This window comes from Streptomyces katrae (genome assembly GCF_002028425.1).
Taxonomy (GTDB): domain Bacteria; phylum Actinomycetota; class Actinomycetes; order Streptomycetales; family Streptomycetaceae; genus Streptomyces; species Streptomyces katrae_A.
The window spans coordinates 4,597,032-4,618,329 of sequence record NZ_CP020042.1; the positions used below are offsets into that span (position 1 = coordinate 4,597,032).

At 71.8% G+C, this 21,298-nt stretch carries 24 protein-coding genes and 4 tRNA genes; 21 read left to right on the plus strand and 7 right to left on the minus strand.

The genetic code is table 11. The features are described 5' to 3' along the window. The first annotated feature begins 34 nt into the window (after positions 1–34). From htpX to B4U46_RS21040, 4 genes are read left to right on the plus strand one after another with little or no spacing between them, the layout of a single operon-like run. Entirely contained in the window at positions 35–898 is an 864-nt protein-coding gene (gene htpX, locus B4U46_RS21025; protein ID WP_079429272.1) for a zinc metalloprotease HtpX, read from the plus strand. Further along, complete coding sequence (locus B4U46_RS21030; RefSeq protein WP_079429273.1) at positions 895–1,287, plus strand: YccF domain-containing protein; 393 nt, start codon at positions 895–897, stop codon at positions 1,285–1,287. The genes htpX and B4U46_RS21030 overlap by 4 nt, the downstream gene beginning before the upstream one ends. Before the next feature lie 58 nt (positions 1,288–1,345). Continuing rightward, positions 1,346–1,834: a barstar family protein gene (locus tag B4U46_RS40365; protein WP_079429274.1), complete on the plus strand. Its 489-nt coding sequence runs from the start codon at positions 1,346–1,348 to the stop codon at positions 1,832–1,834. Positions 1,835–1,884: 50 nt separating this feature from the next. Next, positions 1,885–2,400 (plus strand): SMI1/KNR4 family protein, encoded by a 516-nt coding sequence (locus B4U46_RS21040; RefSeq protein ID WP_079429275.1) that lies wholly within the window; start codon positions 1,885–1,887, stop codon positions 2,398–2,400. Here the strand turns inward: B4U46_RS21040 and B4U46_RS21045 are convergent. From B4U46_RS21045 to B4U46_RS21055, 3 genes are all read right to left on the minus strand, one after another. Beyond that, positions 2,384–3,622: an APC family permease gene (locus tag B4U46_RS21045; RefSeq protein WP_079429276.1), complete on the minus strand. Its 1,239-nt coding sequence runs from the start codon at positions 3,620–3,622 to the stop codon at positions 2,384–2,386. The genes B4U46_RS21040 and B4U46_RS21045 overlap by 17 nt on opposite strands. 18 nt (positions 3,623–3,640) lie before the next feature. Continuing rightward, the gene (locus tag B4U46_RS21050; protein ID WP_079429277.1) at positions 3,641–5,068 is read right to left on the minus strand and encodes a SulP family inorganic anion transporter; all 1,428 of its coding nucleotides are present in this window, start codon (positions 5,066–5,068) and stop codon (positions 3,641–3,643) included. Positions 5,069–5,294: 226 nt separating this feature from the next. Continuing rightward, complete coding sequence (locus B4U46_RS21055; protein WP_079429278.1) at positions 5,295–5,783, minus strand: YajQ family cyclic di-GMP-binding protein; 489 nt, start codon at positions 5,781–5,783, stop codon at positions 5,295–5,297. Positions 5,784–5,987: 204 nt separating this feature from the next. Here B4U46_RS21055 and B4U46_RS21060 point away from each other — a divergent pair. Beyond that, a tRNA-Tyr gene (locus B4U46_RS21060) sits at positions 5,988–6,069 on the plus strand. 135 nt (positions 6,070–6,204) lie between these two features. Here the strand turns inward: B4U46_RS21060 and B4U46_RS21065 are convergent. Both B4U46_RS21065 and B4U46_RS21070 read right to left on the minus strand, forming a co-directional pair. Continuing rightward, complete coding sequence (locus B4U46_RS21065) at positions 6,205–6,861, minus strand: SDR family oxidoreductase (RefSeq protein ID WP_079429279.1); 657 nt, start codon at positions 6,859–6,861, stop codon at positions 6,205–6,207. A gap of 54 nt (positions 6,862–6,915) precedes the next feature. Further along, a complete protein-coding gene (locus B4U46_RS21070; RefSeq protein ID WP_237293040.1) occupies positions 6,916–8,370 on the minus strand; it encodes an amidohydrolase family protein in 1,455 nt (484 codons plus the stop codon). 408 nt (positions 8,371–8,778) lie between these two features. Here B4U46_RS21070 and B4U46_RS21075 point away from each other — a divergent pair. The 10 genes from B4U46_RS21075 (at position 8,779) to B4U46_RS21120 (ending at position 14,535) form a co-directional block, all read left to right on the plus strand. Continuing rightward, positions 8,779–8,851 (plus strand) — tRNA-Thr (locus B4U46_RS21075). A 48-nt stretch (positions 8,852–8,899) separates the two neighbouring features. Next, positions 8,900–8,975: transfer RNA gene (locus tag B4U46_RS21080), tRNA-Met, on the plus strand. 88 nt (positions 8,976–9,063) lie between these two features. Then, a complete protein-coding gene (gene rpmG / locus B4U46_RS21085; RefSeq protein ID WP_007265873.1) occupies positions 9,064–9,228 on the plus strand; it encodes a 50S ribosomal protein L33 in 165 nt (54 codons plus the stop codon). Between the two features lie 120 nt (positions 9,229–9,348). Then, positions 9,349–9,801 (plus strand): MaoC family dehydratase N-terminal domain-containing protein, encoded by a 453-nt coding sequence (locus B4U46_RS21090; protein ID WP_079429280.1) that lies wholly within the window; start codon positions 9,349–9,351, stop codon positions 9,799–9,801. Position 9,802: 1 nt separating this feature from the next. Next, positions 9,803–10,231 (plus strand): MaoC family dehydratase, encoded by a 429-nt coding sequence (locus tag B4U46_RS21095; RefSeq protein WP_079429281.1) that lies wholly within the window; start codon positions 9,803–9,805, stop codon positions 10,229–10,231. A 140-nt stretch (positions 10,232–10,371) separates the two neighbouring features. Next, on the plus strand, positions 10,372–10,962 hold the full coding sequence (locus tag B4U46_RS21100) for a TetR/AcrR family transcriptional regulator (protein WP_079429282.1): 591 nt from the start codon (positions 10,372–10,374) through the stop codon (positions 10,960–10,962). A gap of 82 nt (positions 10,963–11,044) precedes the next feature. Beyond that, on the plus strand, positions 11,045–12,487 hold the full coding sequence (locus B4U46_RS21105) for an MFS transporter (protein ID WP_079429283.1): 1,443 nt from the start codon (positions 11,045–11,047) through the stop codon (positions 12,485–12,487). A gap of 130 nt (positions 12,488–12,617) precedes the next feature. Next, the gene (locus tag B4U46_RS21110; RefSeq protein WP_079429284.1) at positions 12,618–13,016 is read left to right on the plus strand and encodes a DUF3291 domain-containing protein; all 399 of its coding nucleotides are present in this window, start codon (positions 12,618–12,620) and stop codon (positions 13,014–13,016) included. Next, complete coding sequence (locus B4U46_RS21115; RefSeq protein ID WP_261340945.1) at positions 13,017–14,117, plus strand: UDP-N-acetylmuramate dehydrogenase; 1,101 nt, start codon at positions 13,017–13,019, stop codon at positions 14,115–14,117. It abuts the gene before it with no gap. 46 nt (positions 14,118–14,163) lie between these two features. Next, positions 14,164–14,535 carry a hypothetical protein gene (locus B4U46_RS21120; protein WP_237293042.1) on the plus strand — a complete coding sequence of 124 codons (372 nt, stop codon included), beginning with the start codon at positions 14,164–14,166 and terminating at the stop codon, positions 14,533–14,535. Here B4U46_RS21120 and B4U46_RS21125 read toward each other — a convergent pair. Both B4U46_RS21125 and B4U46_RS21130 read right to left on the minus strand, forming a co-directional pair. Then, positions 14,525–15,544 carry an adenosine deaminase gene (locus tag B4U46_RS21125; protein WP_079429287.1) on the minus strand — a complete coding sequence of 340 codons (1,020 nt, stop codon included), beginning with the start codon at positions 15,542–15,544 and terminating at the stop codon, positions 14,525–14,527. The two genes, B4U46_RS21120 and B4U46_RS21125, sit on opposite strands and share 11 nt — an antisense overlap. A gap of 177 nt (positions 15,545–15,721) precedes the next feature. Continuing rightward, positions 15,722–16,948 (minus strand): pyridoxal phosphate-dependent aminotransferase, encoded by a 1,227-nt coding sequence (locus B4U46_RS21130; RefSeq protein WP_079429288.1) that lies wholly within the window; start codon positions 16,946–16,948, stop codon positions 15,722–15,724. A gap of 192 nt (positions 16,949–17,140) precedes the next feature. Between B4U46_RS21130 and B4U46_RS21135 the strand changes: the two genes are divergently transcribed. From B4U46_RS21135 to B4U46_RS21160, 6 genes are all read left to right on the plus strand, one after another. After that, positions 17,141–17,213: transfer RNA gene (locus B4U46_RS21135), tRNA-Trp, on the plus strand. A 105-nt stretch (positions 17,214–17,318) separates the two neighbouring features. After that, positions 17,319–17,600: a preprotein translocase subunit SecE gene (secE, locus tag B4U46_RS21140; protein ID WP_079429289.1), complete on the plus strand. Its 282-nt coding sequence runs from the start codon at positions 17,319–17,321 to the stop codon at positions 17,598–17,600. 84 nt (positions 17,601–17,684) lie between these two features. Beyond that, positions 17,685–18,599 carry a transcription termination/antitermination protein NusG gene (nusG, locus tag B4U46_RS21145; protein ID WP_079429290.1) on the plus strand — a complete coding sequence of 305 codons (915 nt, stop codon included), beginning with the start codon at positions 17,685–17,687 and terminating at the stop codon, positions 18,597–18,599. 170 nt (positions 18,600–18,769) lie between these two features. Then, positions 18,770–19,204 carry a 50S ribosomal protein L11 gene (gene rplK / locus B4U46_RS21150; protein ID WP_079429291.1) on the plus strand — a complete coding sequence of 145 codons (435 nt, stop codon included), beginning with the start codon at positions 18,770–18,772 and terminating at the stop codon, positions 19,202–19,204. Between the two features lie 86 nt (positions 19,205–19,290). After that, positions 19,291–20,019, plus strand: coding sequence for a 50S ribosomal protein L1 (gene rplA / locus B4U46_RS21155; RefSeq protein ID WP_042818557.1), 729 nt, complete (start codon positions 19,291–19,293; stop codon positions 20,017–20,019). A gap of 166 nt (positions 20,020–20,185) precedes the next feature. Next, complete coding sequence (locus B4U46_RS21160; protein WP_237293049.1) at positions 20,186–21,067, plus strand: LppX_LprAFG lipoprotein; 882 nt, start codon at positions 20,186–20,188, stop codon at positions 21,065–21,067. Positions 21,068–21,298 lie beyond the last annotated feature (231 nt).

Below are 21,298 nucleotides of genomic sequence, written 5' to 3' on the forward strand. Positions count from 1 at the left end.
GGGCTCCCCTGACGCACCACTTGGAGGGCGTACCGTGCACCGCCGGCACAACGGGCTGAAGACCGCCGTACTCCTCGGCGGGATGTCCGCACTCATCATCGTCATCGGCAGCTTCTTCGGGCGGGGCGGCCTGATCGTCGCCGTCCTGGTGGCCCTCGGGACGAACGCGTACGCGTACTGGAACAGCGACAAGCTGGCTCTACGCGCGATGCGCGCCCGGCCCGTCAGCGAGTTCGAGGCACCCCAGCTCTACCGCATGGTCCGCGAGCTCTCCACGTCCGCGCGCCAGCCCATGCCCCGCCTCTACATCTCGCCGACCGAGGCCCCCAACGCCTTCGCCACCGGCCGCAACCCGCGCAACGCCGCCGTCTGCTGCACCGAGGGCATCCTGCGCATCCTCGACGAGCGCGAGCTGCGCGGGGTCATCGGGCACGAGCTGAGCCACGTCTACAACCGGGACATCCTCATCTCGTCGGTCGCCGGAGCCCTGGCCTCCGTGATCATGTTCCTGGTGAACTTCGCCTGGCTGATCCCGGTCGGCCGCTCCAACGACGACGAGGGCCCCGGCATCTTCGGCATGCTGCTGATCATGCTGCTCGGCCCGCTGGCGGCATCGGTGATCCAGCTCGCCATCAGCCGCTCGCGCGAGTACGAGGCGGACGCCTCCGGGGCCCAGCTCACCGGCGACCCCCTCGCCCTGGCCGGCGCCCTGCGCAAGCTCGACGCCGGCACCAAACAGCTTCCGCTGCCCCCCGAGCCCCGGCTGGAGACGGCGAGCCACATGATGATCGCCAACCCCTTCCGCCCGGGCCAGGGGCTCTCCAAGCTGTTCTCGACGCACCCCCCGATGGCCGAGCGCATCGCCCGGCTCGAACAGATGGCAGGCCGCAGCCAGTGAAAACCATCCTGAACGTCATTTGGCTCATACTCAGCGGGATCTGGCTGTTCCTCGGCTACTGCCTGGCCGGCCTGATCCTCTGCGTCACCATCATCGGCATCCCCTTCGGCATCGCGGCCTTCCGCATCGCCGTCTACGCCCTGTGGCCCTTCGGCTACACCACCGTCGAGCGCCGCGACGCGGGCGCCCCGTCCTGCGTCGGCAACGTCCTGTGGCTGGTCCTGGCCGGCTGGTGGCTGGCCCTGGGCCACATCGCCACCGGCCTCGCCCTCTGCCTCACGATCATCGGCATCCCCTTCGGCATCGCCAACTTCAAGATGGTCCCGCTCTCCCTCCTCCCCCTGGGCCGCGAAATCGTCCCCACGGACGCCCCCTTCGCCTCCCGGTGACGGCCGGCGCGCGCTTCGCCCTGCGGGGCGAGGACGAGGACCACGAGGAAGAGCAGCTGTGGGCCCTGTGCGAGGAGGCGGAAAACCTCTTCGCCGACCCGCCGGAGCCGCCCCGGCGCCATTACGAGCTGCAGCCGGAGTACCCGCAGCGGGCCGTCCGGCCGTCCCCAACCTGTGGGCGCCGTTCGACGCCACCGGCCGGGCCCGCTGGCTGGACCCGGCCCTGCACCACTGGCCGGGCCAGGACCGCCCGGCCGGCGGCACCTACCACCTCGACGGGCGGCACGTCACCGACGCCGAAGGCTTCTTCTGCGCCCTCGGCGAGGCCGTCAACGGCCCCGGCGGGTACTTCGGCCGCTGCCTCAACGGCCTTTCGGACGCCCTCACCGGCGGATTCGGGGCGACCGGGCCGTTCACCCTCGTCTGGCACGACCAGGAGACGGCCCGCCGCTGCCTGGGCGTACGGCCGCTGACCGCCTACCCGGTGACCTTCCCCGAACTGCTCTCCTTCTTCCGGGAGAAGCACGTCGAGGTCGTGCTGGCCTGAGTTGTCCACAGGCCCGGACGGCTGTCAGTGCTCTGCGTCACCATGAACACATGAACGAGACCGAGCAGTTGCTGGAGCAAGTCACCGACCGAGTACGAGACTCCGTGCGCGAGCACGGAAGGCCGCTCCCCGTACCCCTGGCGGACGGGGAGGCCGACCGGGCCGAGCGCGTGCTGGGCTTCGCCCTGCCGCCCCTGCTCGCCGCGCTCTACACGCGCGTAGGGGACGGCGGATTCGGGCCCGACTACGGGCTGCTGCCGCTGCGTCAGGCCATAGCGGCGTACGAAGGGGGCCGCGCCTCCGACTGGGGCTGGCCGGAGGGCGTCCTGCCGGTGGCCGACCTCGGCTGTGCCATGTACGCGTGCGTGGACTGCCGCTCCGAGACCGCCCGGATACTGCTCTTCGAGCCCAACCCCGGGGACCCCGGCCTCGCCTGGTACCACCACGCCCCGAGCCTGGCGCAGTGGCTGCGCGACTGGCTCGACGGCACCGGCTGGTTCCGCGAGGAGTGGGACGAGGACGAGATGGAAGCGGACCTCTGGGCGGAGTTCAGCTCCCGGATCTGAGCCCGCGCCGCACCCCGTAGGCCAGCGCGCCCAGGGCCAGTACCGCCGCGCCCGAGACCGCCGAAGCGGCGGGTAGCGCGCAGGCCAGTGCCACACAGCCGGACAGCCCCACCGCTGCCACGGCACGACCCTTGACAACTGAACCGAGAGTCCATGCGGAGGCGTTCGCGATCGCGTAGTAGGCCAGTACTCCGAAGGAGGAGAAGCCGATCGCGCCCCGCAGATCGGTGGTCGCGGCGAGCACCGCCACCACCGCGCCCACGGCGAGCTCGGCGTGGTGCGGCACCTGATGCCGGGGATGCACGGCGGCCAGCGCGCGCGGCAGATGGCCGTCGCGGGCCATCGCCAGCGTGGTCCGCGACACCCCGAGCACGAGGGCCAGCAGAGAGCCCAGCGCGGCCAGCGCCGCGCCCACCCGGACCACCGGCACCAGTCCGGGCCACCCGGCCGTGCGCACCGCGTCGGCCAGCGGGGCCGAAGACCCCGCCAGAGCGTCGGCACCGAGCACCGACAGCGCCGCCACCGCCACGGCGGCGTACACCAGCAGGGCGATCCCCAGCGCGAGCGGCACCGCGCGCGGGATCGTCCGCTTCGGATCACGCACCTCCTCGCCCAGCGTGGTGATCCGCGCGTAGCCCGCGAAGGCGAAGAACAGCAGGCCGGCGCCCTGCAACAACCCGGCGGCCCCACCCCACGCCCCGCCCCCCAGACGCCCGGGGTCCGCCGCGCCGGAACCCAGGCACGCCACCACGACCCCGGCCAGTACCGCCAGCACGGCCGCCACGATCAGCCGGGCGATCCGGGCCGACTTCTGCACCCCGCCGTAGCCCGCGGCGGTCAGCGCCACCACCGCCGCCACGGCCACCTCGTGCTCCCGCCCGGGCCACACGTACGCCCCGGCGGTCAGCGCCATCGCCGCACAGGAGGCCGTCTTGCCGGTCACGAAACCCCAGCCGGCCAGATATCCCCAGAAAGGGCCGAGCCGCTCGCGCCCGTACACGTACGTGCCGCCGGAAGCCGGGTAGCGGGCGGCGAGCCGCGCCGAGGAATGCGCGTTGCAGTAGGCCACGAGCGCCGCCAGGGCCAGGGCGGCCAGGAGTCCGCCGCCCGCCGCGCGGGCCGCCGGGGCGAGGGCGGCGAAGATCCCCGCGCCGACCATCGCGCCGAGCCCGACCACGACGGCGTCCGACACCCCCAGGGTGCGCCTCAGCTGGTTGTCCACGCGCGGAGGGTAACCGCGTTAGATGACGCCCTCGCGTCCGGGAAGCGGCGTCCGCTTGCGCTCCCAGCCCTCCAGCGCCGTCAGACAGGCGTGGTCCAGGTGCCGCAGCCCGCTCAGGTCGAGCCGCACCGGCGCCCCGTGCGGCAGGGCCTCCAGGGAGTCCAGCAGCTTCGGCAGCCGCAGGAAGCTGGCGTTCCCCACGACCCGCACGCAGAGCTCCTCACCCTCCCAGACCTCCTCGACGTGCACGTGGGAGGTCTCCCAGGCGGCCTTGGCCACCGCCAGGCCCAGCCCGACCAGCACCCCCTCGAAGAGACTGGTGGCCAGGATCGAGCCGGCCGTCACCACCAGCACCACCGCCTCGCCCCGGTGCGTCCGCCACAGCGCGGCCACCGCCCGCGCCGGCAGCAGCTTCCAGCCCGCGTGCAGCAACACCCCGGCGAGCGCCGCGAGCGGCACCACCTCCAGCACCTGCGGCAGGGCCACGGCGAACAGCAGCAGCCAGCCCCCGTGCAGGATCCGGGACGCCCGGGTGCGCGCCCCGGCCTCCACGTTCGCCGAGCTGCGCACGATGACGGCGGTCATCGGCAGGGCCCCGAGCAGCCCGCACACCGCGTTGCCGACCCCCTGGGCGGCCAGCTCGCGGTCGTAGTCGGTGCGCGGCCCCTCGTGCATCCGGTCGACGGCGGCCGCGCTGAAGAGGGTCTCGGCGGAGGCGATCAGTGCGAGCGCCACCACCGTCCCGACCGCCCCCACGGAGCCCAGCGCACCGAAGTCCGACCAGCCCGGCGGCGACACGGCCTCCAGCACCCCCGTCACCCGGACGGTCTCGACGGGCAGCCGCAGCAGCGCGGCCGCGGCGGTGGCGGCCGCGACCCCGACGAGCGCCCCCGGCACCACGCGCAGCCGCGCCGGCACCCGCCGCCACAGCACCAGGACGGCGACGGTCCCCGCCCCCAGCGCCACGGCGGCCCAGTCGGCCCGTGCCCCCAGCTCGTGCATCCCGCCCAGCTTGGCGAGGGTCTGCCCGGGGGCCCGCACCCCGCCGAGGGCGTAGAGCTGCCCGGCGATCAGCACGAGCCCGATCCCGGCCAGCATCCCGTGCACCACGGCCAGGGAGATCGCCCGGAACCACCGCCCGAGCCGCAGCGCGCCCAGACCCAGCTGGACCATGCCGGCGGCCAGCACGAGGACCCCCAGCGCGGGCAGGCCGTAGGTGCCCACGGCCTCGTAGACGAGGACGGTCAGCCCGGCGGCGGGCCCGCTGACCTGGAGTTCGCTGCCCCGGAACCAGCCGGTGACCAGCCCGCCCACGACCCCGGTGACGATCCCCAGCTCGGCGGGGACACCGGAGGCCACGGCGACGCCGACGCAGAGCGGGAGCGCCACGAGGGCGACGACGACGGACGCCCCGAGGTCCGCTCGGAAACTGCCGGCCCCAGGCATGCGGGAACCCCTTCGTGAGGACGGTGACGGTTGTCCCCAGCCTGTGGGGCGCGTCCGCCGGTGCCCAGTCACCACAGGGGGGCCGGACGGGAGCGCGCGCCGCTCACGCCGGGCACGTGCCCCGGGCGCCGAAACGGCGAAGGGCACAACGCGGGCGCCCGCCGGGAAGCCCGGCGATCCGCCCCCGTTGTGCCCCACGGGGTCCGATCAGCGACGTGCGCGCAGGTCAGCGGTAGTTCACGAACTGGATGGCGAAGTCCAGGTCCTTGCCCTTGAGGAGGGCCTGGACGGCCTGGAGGTCATCGCGGCTCTTGGAGCTGACGCGCAGCTCATCGCCCTGGACCTGGGCCTTGACGCCCTTGGGGCCCTCGTCACGGATCATCTTCGCGACCTTCTTGGCGTTCTCCTGGGAGATGCCCTCCTCGATCGAGGCGAAGATCTTGTACTCCTTGCCGGAGAGCTGCGGCTCGCCGGCGTCCAGCGCCTTGAGCGAGATGCCCCGCTTGACCAGCTTGGTCTCGAACACGTCGAGGACGGCCTTGACGCGCTCCTCGGAGTTCGCCTCCATCAGGATCTTCTCGCCGGACCAGGCGATCGAGGCGCCGGTGCCCTTGAAGTCGTAGCGCTGCGAGAGCTCCTTGGCGGCCTGGTTGAGGGCGTTGTCGACCTCCTGCCGCTCGACCTTCGAGACGATGTCGAAACTGGAGTCGGCCATGTGCTGTGGCTCCTTGAAATCGGCTGCGGTGTGCCCCGGAGGGCCGCGGCCCGACATCCCCGGACCGCTCCGCAAAGCCTAGCCACCGCACCCGGGGGAAGTGCTGATCAATCCGGTGGCGAAGCACCCCCGCGCATCAGGTATCGTTTACGTCGTTGCCAGGGAACAACGCCGCAAGGCGGAGGAACCCGGGCGGCATCCCATGGCGGTGTGCCCGAGTGGCCAATGGGAGCGGACTGTAAATCCGTCGGCTTAGCCTACCCAGGTTCGAATCCTGGCGCCGCCACGCGAGTGGAACCCCCGTTCATCTGCGGAAGCGCAGTGGGCGGGGGTTTCTTCGTACAGCCCGGGCCGGGAGCCCCTGACGGCCCCCGCCGGAGCGGAGTTGACGTGCCGTCCGGTCGTCGGTGCTGCGGCCGGCTCAGTTGCCCGCGACGTCCTTCACGGCCACCGGGACCGGCGTCGAGCCCGACAGCAGCTCCAGGGTCAGGCCGGCCGTCGCCGGGGTCTCGATGAGTTCGGCGAGGACCGCGGCCACGTCGTCCCGGGTGACGCTGCCCGGCCCGGTGTGCGCCTCCAGCCGGACCAGCCCCGTGCCGGGGTCGTCGGTCAGCACGCCCGGGCGGACGATCGTCCACTCCAGGCCCAGCCGGGTCCGCAGGTGGTCGTCGGCCTCGCCCTTGGCCCGCAGGTAGGCGTCGAAGACCTCGCTCCCCTCGTGCCGGGCGTCCGCACCCATCGAGGAGACCATCAGGAAGCGGCGCACGCGGGCCCGTTCGGCGGCGTCGGCGAACAGCACCGCCGCCCCCCTGTCCACGGTCTCCTTGCGCGCCGGACCGCTGCCCGGGCCCGCGCCGGCGGCGAAAACCGCCGCGTCCGCGCCCTGCAGGATCCCCGCCACGTGCTCCACGGAGGCCGACTCCAGGTCGCACAGCACCGGTTCCGCGTCGACCTCGCGCAGATCGGCGCCCTGCTCCGGGTCCCGGATGATCCCCGCGACCTCGTACCCGCGCGCGGCGAGCAGGCGCTCCAGCCGCAGCGCGATCCGACCGTGTCCACCCGCGATGACGATGCGCATGTCACGACCGTACGACGACCCGGGCGCCCCCGCCCGCGAACGCCCGGCGAGCCCTCAGGGGCCGGGCTCCATCCGGCCCTGCCGGGGCAGGTCCAGGGCCACCGCGACCGCCGAGTCGCAGTACTCCCGTACGGCACTCGTCCGGGCTACCACCCGGCCCCGGTGGATCACGATCCGGCTGTACGCCAGCGACAGCACCCCGGCGATCCGGTCCCCGCGCACGGCGAGCAGCTCCGCCGGGAAGCCGGCCTCCACCCGGACCTCCGGCAGGGCCATCGCCTCCCGGGCGGCGGCACTGACCGCGTCGTAGGCCTCGGCGGCGCGCAGCCCGCCCTGGGAGGCCAGCAGGTAGGCGGCTTCGAGGGGGTCGCCCCGCCCGACCGGGTTGCCCGCGTCCCGCAGCGCCCCGCTCCCGGCGGCGACCCGGACCCCGGCGGCGCGCAGCAGGCGCACGGGGGCGGTGCGCAGGCCGCGGCGCTCCAGGGCGGCGCAGTCGCCCTGCGGCAGGCAGGTGACCCGGACGCCGGCCGCGGCGAGCTGGTCGGCGGCGCGGGAGGCGGCGTCCAGCGGCAGCCGGGACAGGCCTCCGCAGGGGCCGATGGCCACCCCGGGCCGCAGCCCGCCGGCCATCGCCGCGAGCCGGGCGAGGCGGCCGGGGTCGTCCCCGTCCGTGTGCAGGTCCACGGGGCAGCCGTGCTCGGCGGCCAGCTCCAGGACCGCCTCGACGAAGCCCGTCGGGTCGGGGTCCAGGTCGGGGCAGCCGCCGATCACCGAGGCGCCCATCTTCACGGCGTCGCGCAGCATCGCCAGCCCGTCGGCCCCGGCCACCCCGGTCAGCAGGCGGGGTACGGCCACCGTGGTGAGGTCGGTGAGCCCGCGCAGGGAGCGGCGGGCCTGGAGGGCGGCCTCCATCGGCCCCAGCCCGTGCACGTCCCCGATCCGGATGTGGGAGCGCACGGCGGTGGCCCCGTGCCCGAGCTGGAGCAGCGCCGCCTCGGTGGCCCGGCGCTGCACCTCGTCGCGGGCGTAGGAGACGGGCCCCTCGCCGTCGGCGGTCAGGGCGGTGTCCCCGTGCGCGTGCGGCTCGGCCGGGGCGGGCAGGAGCAGGTAGCCGCGCAGGTCGACCCGGGCCAGGGCGGGGGCCGGGAGGCTGCCCGCGGTCCCGACGGCCTGGATGCGGCCGGCGCTGAGCCGGACGTCGACGGTGCGCCCGTCGGTGAGCCGGGCGCCGGTGAGCAGGAGCCCCGTGGCCTCGGGGGCGGGGCCGCCGGCGGGAGCGCGGCCCGGGGTGCGCCCCGGGCCCTCGGCCGGAGTGCGCCCCGGGCCTGCGGCCGGGCCCCGGGACGGGCCGCCGGAGGCCCGGGACGGACCCCCCGCCGACCCTTTGGGCGGGCCTCCCGCCGGACCCTTGGACGGGCCTGCGCCCGGGTTTCCGGCGGAGCCGCCGGAGGGGCCCCCGGCCGGGTTGCGGGGTGAGGGGGACGGCTGCTGCGGCTGGCTGTCGGACATCGCGCTCCTGCGGTGGCTCGGGCGGTTCCTGTGCCGTGGCCGCAGCCCGCGGCCCAAGATCACGCAGCGTGCTCAGAGCCTAGGGTGCGGGGCTCCCGGGTTCGCGGAAGAGCGCAATAGTCGTACCGGTGTGGTGCCCACGCGCCTCGGCGCCCCCGGACGCGCCCCCCGCGCCACATCCGGCCGACGAGCCGGTCGCAGCCCCGCCGGTCGCCCCCCGCCCGGGCGCTGCCCCCGCCGGAGCCGCGTGGTCTGCGGTGCGGATGTGACCCCCGCCACAAAAGGGCCCGTATGTGCCGGGAGAAGGCTCCGGGAGCGATCAAGAAAGGCGGCCGCGGGTCTTCCGAGCCCAGTCCCCCCAAAGGATTTGGGCGATCGGCGCGCAACCGTGTAATGTCTTCCTCGCTCGCCCCAATAGCTCAGTCGGTAGAGCGTCTCCATGGTAAGGAGAAGGTCTGCGGTTCGATTCCGCATTGGGGCTCTGGTGAGAGAGGTTCCCCGCCCTCGGGCGGGGAACGGATCTCATCAAAGCGGCGTAGCTCAGTCGGTAGAGCAAGCGGCTCATAATCGCTGTGTCACCGGTTCAAGTCCGGTCGCCGCTACCACACCCAGTAGCCGATTGCGGGGTCGGTCTCCCGATCGGCTACTCTTTTATGCGTTCATCCGTCCCATAGTCCGTCAAGGAGCACTCACGTGGCTGCCACCGACGTCCGCCCGAAGATCACGCTGGCCTGCGTGGAGTGCAAGGAGCGGAACTACATCACCAAGAAGAACCGGCGTAACAACCCGGACCGCATGGAGATGAAGAAGCACTGCCCGCGCTGCAACTCGCACACCGCGCACCGCGAGACCCGCTAATCACTGGCGAAGTCTCCGCATAGGCACCTTCACGAGGTCGTCCCCTTCTGGGGGGCGGCCTCGTGTCGTTTCCGCACCGGTTCCTTGATCCGGAGCCCCTTCCACAGGAGGTAGTGAGCCATGGCACTCGACCAGGCCTTCGTGGGGCGGACCTACCCGCCCACGCAGCCGTACGAGGTCGGCCGGGAGAAGATCCGCGAATTCGCGGTCGCGGTGGGTGACGAGAATCCCGTCTACACCGACCCCGAAGCCGCCAAGGCGTTCGGTCACCAGGACGTGATCGCCCCGCCGACTTTCGTGTTCGCCATCACCTTCGCCGCCGCGGGCCAGGTCGTCCAGGACCCGCAGCTGGGCCTGGACTACAGCCGCGTCGTGCACGGCGACCAGAAGTTCGCGTACGTGCGCCCCGTGCGCGCGGGTGACCGGCTCACCGTGACCTCGACCATCGAGGCCGTGAAGTCGCTCGCCGGGAACGACATCATCGACATCCGCGGCGAAGTCCACGACGAGTCCGGCGAGCACGTGGTGACCGCGTGGACCAAGCTCGTGTCCCGCGCCCCCGAGGAGGCCTGAGATGACCGCGCAGATCCACTACGCCGACGTCGAGGTCGGCACCGAGCTCCCGGCGGCGTCCTTCCCCGTGACCCGCGCCACGCTCGTGCGCTACGCCGGCGCCTCGGGCGACTTCAACCCGATCCACTGGAACGAGAAGTTCGCCAAGGAGGTCGGGCTGCCGGACGTCATCGCGCACGGCATGTTCACCATGGCCGAGGCGATCCGCGTCGTGACCGACTGGGTCGGCGACCCGGGCGCGGTCGTGGAGTACGGCGTCCGCTTCACCAAGCCGGTCGTGGTCCCGAACGACGACCAGGGTGCGCTGATCGAGGTCACCGCCAAGGTCGCGCAGAAGCTGGACGACAACCGCGTACGGGTCGACCTGACGGCGATGAGCGCAGGGCAGAAGGTCCTGGGCATGTCCCGTGCGGTGGTCCGGCTGGCCTGACCGGCCACCTGACGACGGGCCGAGGCGCGGGGCCACCCCCCCGCGCCCCCGTGCCCTCTCCGCCTCCCCCTCCGGCTCCTCCTCCGCCCTCGCACACAGCCCCTTGACTTAGTTAGTGATTGAGTACTAACTTTCCATGCATGGCAAGGATGAGTGCGGACGAGCGGCGCGAGAGCGTCATCCGCGCCGCGATCCAGGAGTTCGCGCGCGGCGGCTACCACGGGACCTCCACGGAGGCGATCGCCAAGCGCGTCGGGGTGTCGCAGCCCTATCTCTTCCGCCTCTTCCCGGGCAAGAAGGCCATTTTCCTGGCCGCCGCCGGGCGGTGCCTGGAGAGCACCCGCAAGGTCTTCGCCGAGGCCGCCGACGGGCTGCACGGCGAGGAGGCCCGCGCCGCCATGGGCGAGGCCTACGTCCGGCTGATCGCCGAGGACCCGGCGATGCTCCAGATGCAGCTCCAGATGTACGTCACCGTGGCCGCCGCCGAGGCCGCCGGCGACCACGAGCTCGGCGAGCTCGTACGGGCCGGCTGGCTGGAGCTGTGGGACACCGTCGGCATCCCGCTCGGCGACGTCCACCAGACCACCGCCTTCATGGCGCAGGGGATGCTCATCAACACCCTGTCCGCCATGGGGTTCCCCTCCGGCCACCGGATCTGGGACGGCTTCCCGGGCGACGTCGCCAAGGCGGCCGGATCGGTGCGCGCCCCGAGGGGCGGTCGCACGGCGTGAGATGCGGGGCCGAACGCGGCCTCGCATCCGTCTGGCCTCGAAAGTTAGTCAGCAATAACTAACAAACCATCCAGGGGGAAACATGACCCAGCAGAAACTCGGGCCGTCCGCGGTCTGGGCCCTCGTCCTCACCGGCGCCGCCGGCTTCATGGCAGCCCTCGACAACCTCGTCGTCACCACCGCCCTCCCCGCCATCCGCGCCGACCTCGGCGGGAAGCTGGAGGACCTGGAATGGACGGTGAACGCCTACACGCTCACCTTCGCCGTCCTGCTGATGTTCGGCTCCGCCCTCGGCGACCGCTTCGGCCGCCGCCGGCTCTTCACCACCGGCCTCGCCCTCTTCACCGTCGCCTCCGCGGCCGCCGCCCTCTCTCCCGGCATAGGCCAGCTCATCGCCGCCCGCGCCGTCCAGGGCGCCGGTGCGGCGGTCATGATGCCGCTCAGCCTCACCCTCCTCACCGCCGCCGTCCCGGCCGCCCGCCGCGGCCTGGCCCTCGGGATCTACGGAGCCGTCACCGGCCTGGCCGTCGCCAGCGGACCCCTCATCGGCGGCAGCCTCACCGAGCACGTCTCCTGGCAGTGGATCTTCTGGCTGAACGTGCCCATCGGCCTCGCCCTGATCCCCCTCGCCCGCCTGCGCCTCGCCGAGTCCACCGTCCCGGACGCCCGCCTCGACCTCCCCGGCACCCTCCTCATCAGCGGCGGCCTCTTCGGCATCGTCTACGGCCTGGTCAACGCCAACGCCCACGGCTGGACCAGCGCCCCCGTCCTCACCGCGCTCATCGCCGGCAGCGCCCTCGTCGGCGGCTTCGTCCGCCACGGCTTCCGCAACTCCGACCCCGTCCTGCCCATGCGGCTCTTCCGCGACCGCGGCTTCCTCGGGATCAACCTCGCCAGCCTGCTGATGTACCTCGGCATGTTCGGGTCGATCTTCCTGCTCAGCCAGTTCCTCCAGGGCGTCGCCGGCTACTCGCCCACCGGGGCGGGCCTGCGCATGCTCCCCTGGACCGGCATGGGCATCGTCGTCGCCCCGCTCGCCGGGATCCTCTCCGACCGGATCGGCGGCCGCCCCGTCGTCGCCGCCGGCCTGACCCTCCAGGCCCTGGGCCTCGGCTGGTTCGCCCTCGTCCTGAGCCCCGGCGTCTCCTACGCCGCCCAGCTCCCGGCCCTCGTCCTCAGCGGGATCGGCATGTCCCTGTACTTCGCACCGGCCAACCACGTGCTCATGTCCACCGTGGCCGCCGCCGACCAGGGCAAGGCCTCCGGCACCAACAACGCCCTCCGCGAGGTCGGCGGCGCCCTCGGTGTGGCCGTCCTGGCCTCCGTCTTCTCCGCCCACGGCGGCTACCGGACCCCGCAGACCTTCACCGACGGCACCGTCCCCGCCTTGTGGATCGGCGCCGCAGCCGTCGCCCTCGCCGCTGTCCTCGCCCTGCTCCTGCCCCGCGGGACCAAGCGGCCGTCCCCGGCCCCGGCCGCCGCCACCCCGTCCGCCCGCACGCCCGAGGTGACCGCCGCCAGCTGAATCCCAGCCCGCAATGTACTACCCAAACTCCCGCACGGCCCATTACGATGCGTACGACTCAAGAGGCGCTGGCGCCCCTTACTCCCTGCGCGGCCCGATCTGGATCCGAACAAACCGAAGGAGCCCAGCCATGCCCGACATCCCCTGGATCGCCCCCACCGCCCCCGCCCCCGACGCCGAGGTCTACGTCATGGCCTCCCGCTTCGAAACCGCCACCCTCGCGGGCGCCTTCAAGTTCTTCCTCAAGGCACCCGGCATCATCGGCCAGATCCGCAAGGCCCCCGGCGCCCACGGCGCCGCCCTCCGCGCCCGCGTCTTCAGCCGGACCTTCCTCACCCTCTCCGCCTGGGAGGACCGCGACGCCCTCTACCGCTTCGCCCGCAGCGAGCCCCACCGCTCCAGCTCCCGCGCCGCCAGCGCGTACATGAAGGAGTCCGCCTTCACCTACTGGACCGCTCCCGCCCGCGAACTCCCCCTCACCTGGGCCGAGGCCGAGCGGCGTCTGGCCGAGCAGAAGCCGGGCCACTGAGTGCCCCGCCGGGATGCGAGGGGGACGGACCGTACTCTTGTCCACGTGCAGGAACTCCACGACGCCCCCCTCGCCCCGCTGACCACCTTCCGCCTCGGCGGCCCCGCGGCCCGGCTGGTCACCGCGACCACCGACGCCGAGGTGGTCGAAACCGTCCGCGCCGCGGACGCGAGCGGCACCCCGCTGCTGGTCATCGGCGGCGGCAGCAACCTCGTCATCGGCGACGAGGGCTTCGACGGCACCGCCCTGCGCATCGCCACCACCGGCTTCACCCTCGACGGCACCACCCTGGAACTCGCCGCCGGCGAGAACTGGAGCGACGCCGTCGCCCGCACCGTCGAAGCCGGCCTCGCGGGCATCGAATGCCTCGCCGGGATCCCCGGCTCCGCCGGCGCCACCCCGATCCAGAACGTCGGGGCGTACGGCCAGGAGGTCTGCGACACCATCACCGAGGTCGTCGCCTACGACCGCACCACCGGCGAGACCGTCACCCTGACCGCCGCCGAATGCGCCTTCCGCTACCGCCACAGCCTCTTCAAGGACCAGCCCGACCGCTACGTCGTGCTGCGCGTGCGCTTCGCCCTCGAGGACGCCGGCGGCCTCTCCGCCCCCGTCAAGTACCCCGAGACGGCCCGCGCCCTCGGCGTCGAGGCCGGCGACCGCGTCCCGGCCGCCGTCGCCCGCGAGACCGTCCTGCGCCTGCGCGCCGGCAAGGGCATGGTCCTCGACCCCGCCGACCACGACACCTGGTCCGCCGGCTCCTTCTTCCACAACCCGATCCTCACCGACGAGGCCTACGCCGCCTTCCTCGCCCGCGTCCAGGACCGCCTCGGCCCCGACACCGCCCCGCCCGCCTACCCGGCCGGCGAGGGCCGTACCAAGACCAGCGCGGCCTGGCTGATCGACAAGGCCGGCTTCACCAAGGGCTACGGCACCGGCCCCGCCCGCATCTCCACCAAGCACACCCTCGCCCTCACCAACCGGGGCCAGGCCACCACCGAGGACCTGCTGGCCCTGGCCCGCGAGGTCGTCGCCGGGGTCCACGCGGCCTTCGGCGTCACCCTCGTCAACGAGCCGGTGACGGTCGGCGTCCGCCTCTGAGATGAACTGCCCCCTGCACGGGGCCGGAACGGACCCCACGCGCCTCGTGGGACGCCAGATCAGCCGGGTCGTCGCCTCCTGGCACATCTGCGAGGGCGAGCGCTCCGAGGCCCCGCTCGACGTATGGCTGATCGACAGCGCCGGCGAGTCCACCCGCATCACCACCGGGTCCGACTGGTGCCTCATCGTCGAGTCCGCCGCGCCCCACGAGCCGTACGACCTGGGGGAGTGGGGCCGCATCGAGGTCGGCGAGGACCTCGGCGAGCACCCGTTCCTGCGCCACGTCGGCCAGACCGTCGAATCGGTCGCCGAGTTCGCCCTGCCCGAGCAGGGCCGCACCCACCTGGAGATCGGCTTCCCCGACGGCCGCCGGGTACGGGCCGACTGTCACGAGGGCGACCTGCGGCTCACCCGCTGAGCCAGTGCTCGATCCCGTCCAGCAGCTTCGCCTTGACCTCCTCCGGCGCCGCCGAACCCCGCACCGACTGGCGGGCCAGCTCGGCGAGCTCCTCGTCCGTGAAGGCGTGGTGGCGGCGCGCGATCTCGTACTGGGCCGCCAGCCGCGAACCGAAGAGCAGCGGGTCGTCCGCGCCCAGGGCCATCGGCACCCCGGCCTCGAAGAGGGTGCGCAGCGGGACGTCCTCGGGCCGCTCGTAGACGCCGAGCGCGACATTGGACGCCGGGCAGACCTCGCAGGTGATCTGCCGGTCCGCGAGCCGCTTCAGCAGCCGCGGGTCCTCGGCGGCCCGGACACCGTGCCCGATGCGGGAGGCGTGCAGGTCGTCGAGGCAGTCGCGGACCGAGGCCGGTCCGGTCAGCTCACCGCCGTGCGGGGCCGCCAGCAGACCGCCCTCGCGGGCGATGGCGAAGGCCCGGTCGAAGTCGCGGGCCATGCCGCGGCGCTCGTCGTTGGAGAGGCCGAAGCCGACGATCCCCCGGTCGGCGTACCGGACGGCCAGCCGGGCCAGGGTGCGGGCGTCCAGGGGGTGCTTCATCCGGTTGGCGGCGATCAGCACCCGCATGCCCAGCCCCGTCTCCCGGGAGGCGGCGTCGACGGCGTCGAGGATGATCTCCACGGCCGGGATCATGCCGCCGAGCAGCGGGGCGTAGGAGGTGGGGTCCACCTGGATCTCCAGCCAGCCGCTGCCGTCCCGGACGTCCTCCTCGGCGGCCTCGCGGACCAGCCGCCGGATGTCCTCGGGCTCCCGCAGGCAGGAGCGGGCGGCGTCGTAGAGCCGCTGGAAGCGGAACCAGCCGCGTTCGTCGGTGGCCCGCAGCTTGGGCGGCTCGCCGGCGGTCAGTGCGTCCGGCAGCCGGACGCCGTACTTGTCGGCCAGCTCCAGCAGGGTCGACGGGCGCATCGAGCCGGTGAAGTGCAGGTGCAGGTGGGCCTTCGGCAGAAGCGTGAGATCGCGTACGTGCTCCATCTGGTGATCCTGCCGCATCGGTCATCCGATTGGCAGGGGATTACCTGAACGGGACATTGCCCGAACATGAATCTGACGCCCGGCGGGGCCCCGGCGACCCCGGGCGGCCCCCGGCGGGGGCCGGAAACGCCGGAGCGGCGCCGCCCCCGGTGGGACGGCGCCGCTCCGCGGGGTGCCTCAGGCCTTGGCCTCGGCCAGGAGGTTCTGGATCCGGGTCACGCCCTCGACCAGGTCCTCGTCGCCCAGGGCGTACGAAAGGCGCAGGTAGCCGGGGGTGCCGAAGGCCTCACCGGGGACGACGGCGACCTCGGCCTCGTCCAGGATCAGCGCGGCGAGCTCGACCGAGGTCTGCGGGCGCTTGCCGCGGATCTCCTTGCCGAGCAGCTCCTTGACCGACGGGTACGCGTAGAACGCGCCCTCGGGGGTCGGGCAGAAGACGCCGTCGATCTCGTTCAGCATCTTGACCATCGTCTGGCGGCGGCGGTCGAAGGCCTTGCGCATCTCCGCGACGGCCTCCAGGTCGCCCGATACGGCGGCCAGCGCGGCGACCTGCGCCACGTTGGAGACGTTGGAGGTGGCGTGCGACTGCAGGTTGGTCGCGGCCTTGATGACGTCCTGCGGGGCGATGACCCAGCCCACGCGCCAGCCCGTCATCGCGTACGTCTTGGCGACGCCGTTGACGACGATGCACTTGTCGCGCAGGGCCGGGACCAGCACGGGCAGCGAGGTGAACTTCGCGTCGCCGTAGACCAGGTGCTCGTAGATCTCGTCGGTCAGCACCCACAGGCCGTGCCCGGCGGCCCACTCGCCGATCGCGCGGGCGTCGTCCTCGCTGTACACGGCACCCGTCGGGTTGGACGGGGAGACGAACAGGACGACCTTGGTGCGCTCGGTGCGCGCCGCCTCCAGCTGCTCGACGGAGACCCGGTACCCGGTGGTCTCGTCGGCGACGACCTCGACCGGGACGCCGCCGGCGAGGCGGATCGACTCCGGGTAGGTGGTCCAGTACGGGGCCGGGACGATGACCTCGTCGCCCGGGTCGAGGATCGCCGCGAAGGCCTCGTAGATGGCCTGCTTGCCGCCGTTGGTCACCAGGACCTGCGACGCGTCCACCTCGTAGCCGGAGTCGCGCAGCGTCTTGGCGGCGATGGCCTTCTTGAGCTCGGGCAGACCGCCGGCCGGCGTGTAGCGGTGGAACTTCGGGTCGCGGCAGGCCGCGACCGCCGCCTCGACGATGTAGTCCGGAGTCGGGAAGTCGGGCTCGCCCGCGCCGAAGCCGATCACCGGGCGCCCGGCGGCCTTGAGGGCCTTGGCCTTGGCGTCGACGGCGAGGGTCGCGGACTCGGAAATGGCGCCGATACGGGCGGACACCCGGCGCTCGGAGGAAGGCGTTGCAGAGGTCATGCGGCCAATCGTCCCAGACGCTCCGGAAGCCCCGCACACCGTTTCAGTCACCGGACGGAGCAGGTCCGGATGTTCTCTGTTCGACGTCGGGCCCAGGACCACGTATGCTCTGCTGTCGTTGGTCCTCACCAAACGCCCCGGGGCGTGAGCACTCCGTGCACTCGTCCGGATGCGGTAGGTTGGGGAGCGCAAAGGGTCGTAGCTCAATTGGTAGAGCACTGGTCTCCAAAACCAGCGGTTGGGGGTTCGAGTCCCTCCGGCCCTGCTCCACACTCCTTCTCGGATGTGTGCGCAGGTACGTATTTCGATGCAACGCCGTGCGGCGCAACCGGGCGCGGCTACGGCCACGACCCGGATTCAGGTGAGAGACGTGACGGACGCCCTGGGCTCCATCGACATGCCTGACGCCGACAGCGACACCCGCGAGAAGAAGGCCCGCAAGGGCGGCAAGCGCGGGAAGAAGGGCCCCCTGGGCCGCCTCGCGCTTTTCTACCGCCAGATCGTCGCGGAACTCCGCAAGGTCGTCTGGCCCACGCGAAACCAGCTCACGACGTACACCAGCGTGGTGATTGTCTTCGTCGTCATCATGATCGGTCTGGTGACCGTGATTGACTATGGGTTCCAGCAAGCCATCAAGTTCGTCTTCGGCTGATCCCCGCGGAGGGCGGCGCCTTGATGGGTGCCGCCCCTTTTCGCATGTTCCACCACCTTTTGTATCCAGGAAGAAGCAGCCACCGTGTCTGACCCGAACCTGAACGCGAGCCACGACTCCGTCGAGTCCGTCGAGGACGAGCTCGACATCGTCGAGGCGGCAGACGCTGTGGACCCCGACGAGGCCGAGCTCGCCGACGCCGAGGCCGGCATCGCCGCCGAGGAGGCCGCGCTGCACGTCGAGGACGCTGACGACGAGGCCGAGGCCGACGAGGACTCCGAGGACGAGGGCGTCGAGGACTCCGAGGACGAGGGCGACGTCGAGGACGCCGCTCCGGCCGAGGACGCGGAGGAGGCCGAGGAGGCCGCTCCCGCCGAGCCCGTCGACCCGATCCAGGCCCTGCGCGACGAGCTGCGCCTGCTCCCCGGCGAGTGGTACGTGATCCACACCTACGCGGGCTACGAGAAGCGCGTGAAGGCGAACCTGGAGCAGCGTGCCGTCTCGCTGAACGTCGAGGAGTTCATCTACCAGGCCGAGGTGCCCGAGGAAGAGATCGTCCAGATCAAGAACGGCGAGCGCAAGAACGTCCGGCAGAACAAGCTGCCCGGCTACGTTCTCGTCCGCATGGACCTGACGAACGAGTCCTGGGGCGTCGTCCGCAACACCCCCGGCGTCACCGGCTTCGTCGGCAACGCGTACGACCCGTACCCGCTGACCCTGGACGAGATCGTCAAGATGCTCGCCCCGGAGGCGCAGGAGAAGGCCGCCAAGCAGGCCGCCGAGGAAGCCGGTCTCCCGGCCCCCGCCGTCAAGCGCACCATCGAGGTCCTGGACTTCGAGGTCGGCGACTCGGTCACCGTCACCGACGGCCCGTTCGCGACGCTCCAGGCGACGATCAACGAGATCAACCCGGACTCGAAGAAGGTCAAGGGCCTCGTCGAGATCTTCGGCCGCGAGACCCCGGTCGAGCTGAGCTTCGACCAGATTCAGAAGAACTGATCCAGATCTTCTGAGCGACGCTTCCGAAGCAGGTCAGACCAGCCCGAAAAGGCGGTCTGACCTGCTCGGTTTTTAGCCCCGCACCGATACCCGTTATCGTGGTGCGGTATGCCTCCATCCGGATGACCGGAAGGCGGCTGGAAAACTCTCACTAGGACCCGGAGAGAGCAATGCCTCCCAAGAAGAAGAAGGTCACGGGGCTTATCAAGCTCCAGATCAAGGCCGGTGCGGCCAACCCGGCTCCGCCGGTCGGCCCCGCGCTCGGTCAGCACGGCGTCAACATCATGGAGTTCTGCAAGGCCTACAACGCCGCGACCGAGTCGCAGCGTGGCATGGTCGTGCCGGTGGAGATCACGGTCTACGAGGACCGTTCCTTCACCTTCATCACCAAGACCCCGCCGGCCGCGCGCCTCATCCTGAAGCACGCGGGCATCGAGAAGGGCTCCGGCGAGCCGCACAAGACCAAGGTCGCGAAGCTCACGCGTGACCAGGTCCGCGAGATCGCCACGATCAAGATGCCCGACCTCAACGCGAACGACCTGGACGCCGCCGAGAAGATCATCGCCGGCACCGCCCGTTCCATGGGTGTCACGATCGAGGGCTGATCAGCCCCTCGCAGTTCCCCAGTGGTAGGGCCAAGCGCTGGTCCGTACCACGACTCCATGCCTGAAGCACTTACACAGGAGCAGAAGTGAAGCGCAGCAAGACTCTCCGCGCTGCGGACGCCAAGGTCGACCGGGAGAAGCTCTACGCTCCCCTCGAGGCCGTCCGTCTCGCCAAGGAGACCAGCACCACCAAGTTCGACGCCACCGTCGAGGTTGCCTTCCGCCTGGGTGTCGACCCGCGCAAGGCCGACCAGATGGTCCGCGGCACCGTGAACCTCCCGCACGGCACCGGTAAGACCGCCCGGGTCCTGGTCTTCGCGACCGGTGACCGTGCTGCGGCCGCGGAAGCCGCCGGCGCCGACATCGTCGGCGACGACGAGCTGATCAACGAGATCGCCAAGGGCAACCGCCTCAACGAGTTCGACGCCGTCGTGGCGACCCCGGACCTCATGGGCAAGGTCGGCCGCCTCGGCCGCGTGCTCGGTCCGCGTGGTCTCATGCCGAACCCGAAGACCGGCACCGTCACCATGGACGTCGCCAAGGCTGTCACCGACATCAAGGGTGGCAAGATCGAGTTCCGCGTCGACAAGCACTCGAACCTGCACTTCATCATCGGCAAGGTCTCCTTCTCCGATGAGCAGCTGGTCGAGAACTACGCGGCGGCGCTGGACGAGATCGTCCGTCTGAAGCCGTCCGCCGCCAAGGGCCGCTACATCAAGAAGGCCGCCCTGAGCACCACGATGGGCCCCGGCATCCAGCTGGACTCCAACCGCACCCGGAACCTCCTCGTCGAGGAAGACCCGGCCGCGGTCTGAGCCTGACGGCTCTCGCCTTTCTGGCTGAACCGGCCCCCCGCCTCCCTCACGGGAAGCGGGGGGCCGGTTTCGTTTGCCCCGGGGCGCCCGAAATCCCATGCGACTTTCCCGTCCCTTTACCGTAGGGTCGGACGGTTGATCGATTCGCACCAGGGGTGGGGACTCCATGCTCGTGTACCGCAAGAAGACCGCCATGGCCGCACTGGCCGCCGTACTGCTCGTGGGCGGGGCCACGACCGCCTGCGAGGGCGGCAAGAAGGACGACGGGGGCAAGGCCGCGGCCGCGACCCCCTCCGCCGCCGCGCCGGCGGCCGGCAAGCCGGCCCAGGGAGCCGCGGACGCCGCACCGGCCGCGTACCTGGAGAAGGTGAAGAAGAAGTCCGAGGAGATCACCTCGCTGCGCTACACCATGACCGGCACCGCGCAGGGCAAGCCGGTCAACGCGGACGTCTCTCTGCGCATCAAGCCGTCCGTGGCCATGGCCATGAAGATGACCGCGCCGGGCGAGGACGGTGCGGTGGAGATCCGTCTCGTCGACGGGGTCATGTACATGGGCTCCGAGGGTGCCTGGCTGAAGATCGACGTGAAGAGCGCGAACCCGGAGGCCGCCAAGCAGCTGGACGGCCTCGGCGCCGGGTCGGGCAACGCCGCCGAGAACCCGGGCGACCGCGCCGGTGACCTGCTGGGCGCCAAGGACCTCAAGACCGTCGGCGAGGAGACCATCGACGGCGTGAAGACCCGGCACGTCTCCGGCACGGTCACCATCGAGCAGATGCGGGCCTCCCTCGCCACCCTCACTCCCGAGGCCAAGGAACGCCAGGAGAAGTCCATCCAGAAGCTGGAGGGCGAGGGCATCAAGAGCATGAACATGGACATGTGGATCGACGAGAGCGACCACACCAAGCAGGTCCGCACCCGCGCCGAGGCGGCCAAGGGTCCGATGGACATGACGATGAAGTTCCTGGACTACAACAAGCCGGTCGACATCGCCGCCCCGCCGGCCGACCAGGTCATGGACCTCGGCGCCAAGGGCTCCGGCCAGGGCTGAGTCCCGCCCTCCGGACCGGTCGGGGGGCCGGTCCGGAGGACGATTTGCTCCGGCTCGCATCCTTCGCGTACTCTTCCACAGAAGCCAAAGACCGCTGGTCGTTGCTGTGCCCGACAAGGGTGCGGTGGCCGAAGGATCCGCTACTGCGGACGACCCGCGCAGGTGACTGTGGAATCGTTCCTGGACATTTTTCCGGTTGAGCTACGCCCTGGCGCCTGCGCCGGGGCGTTT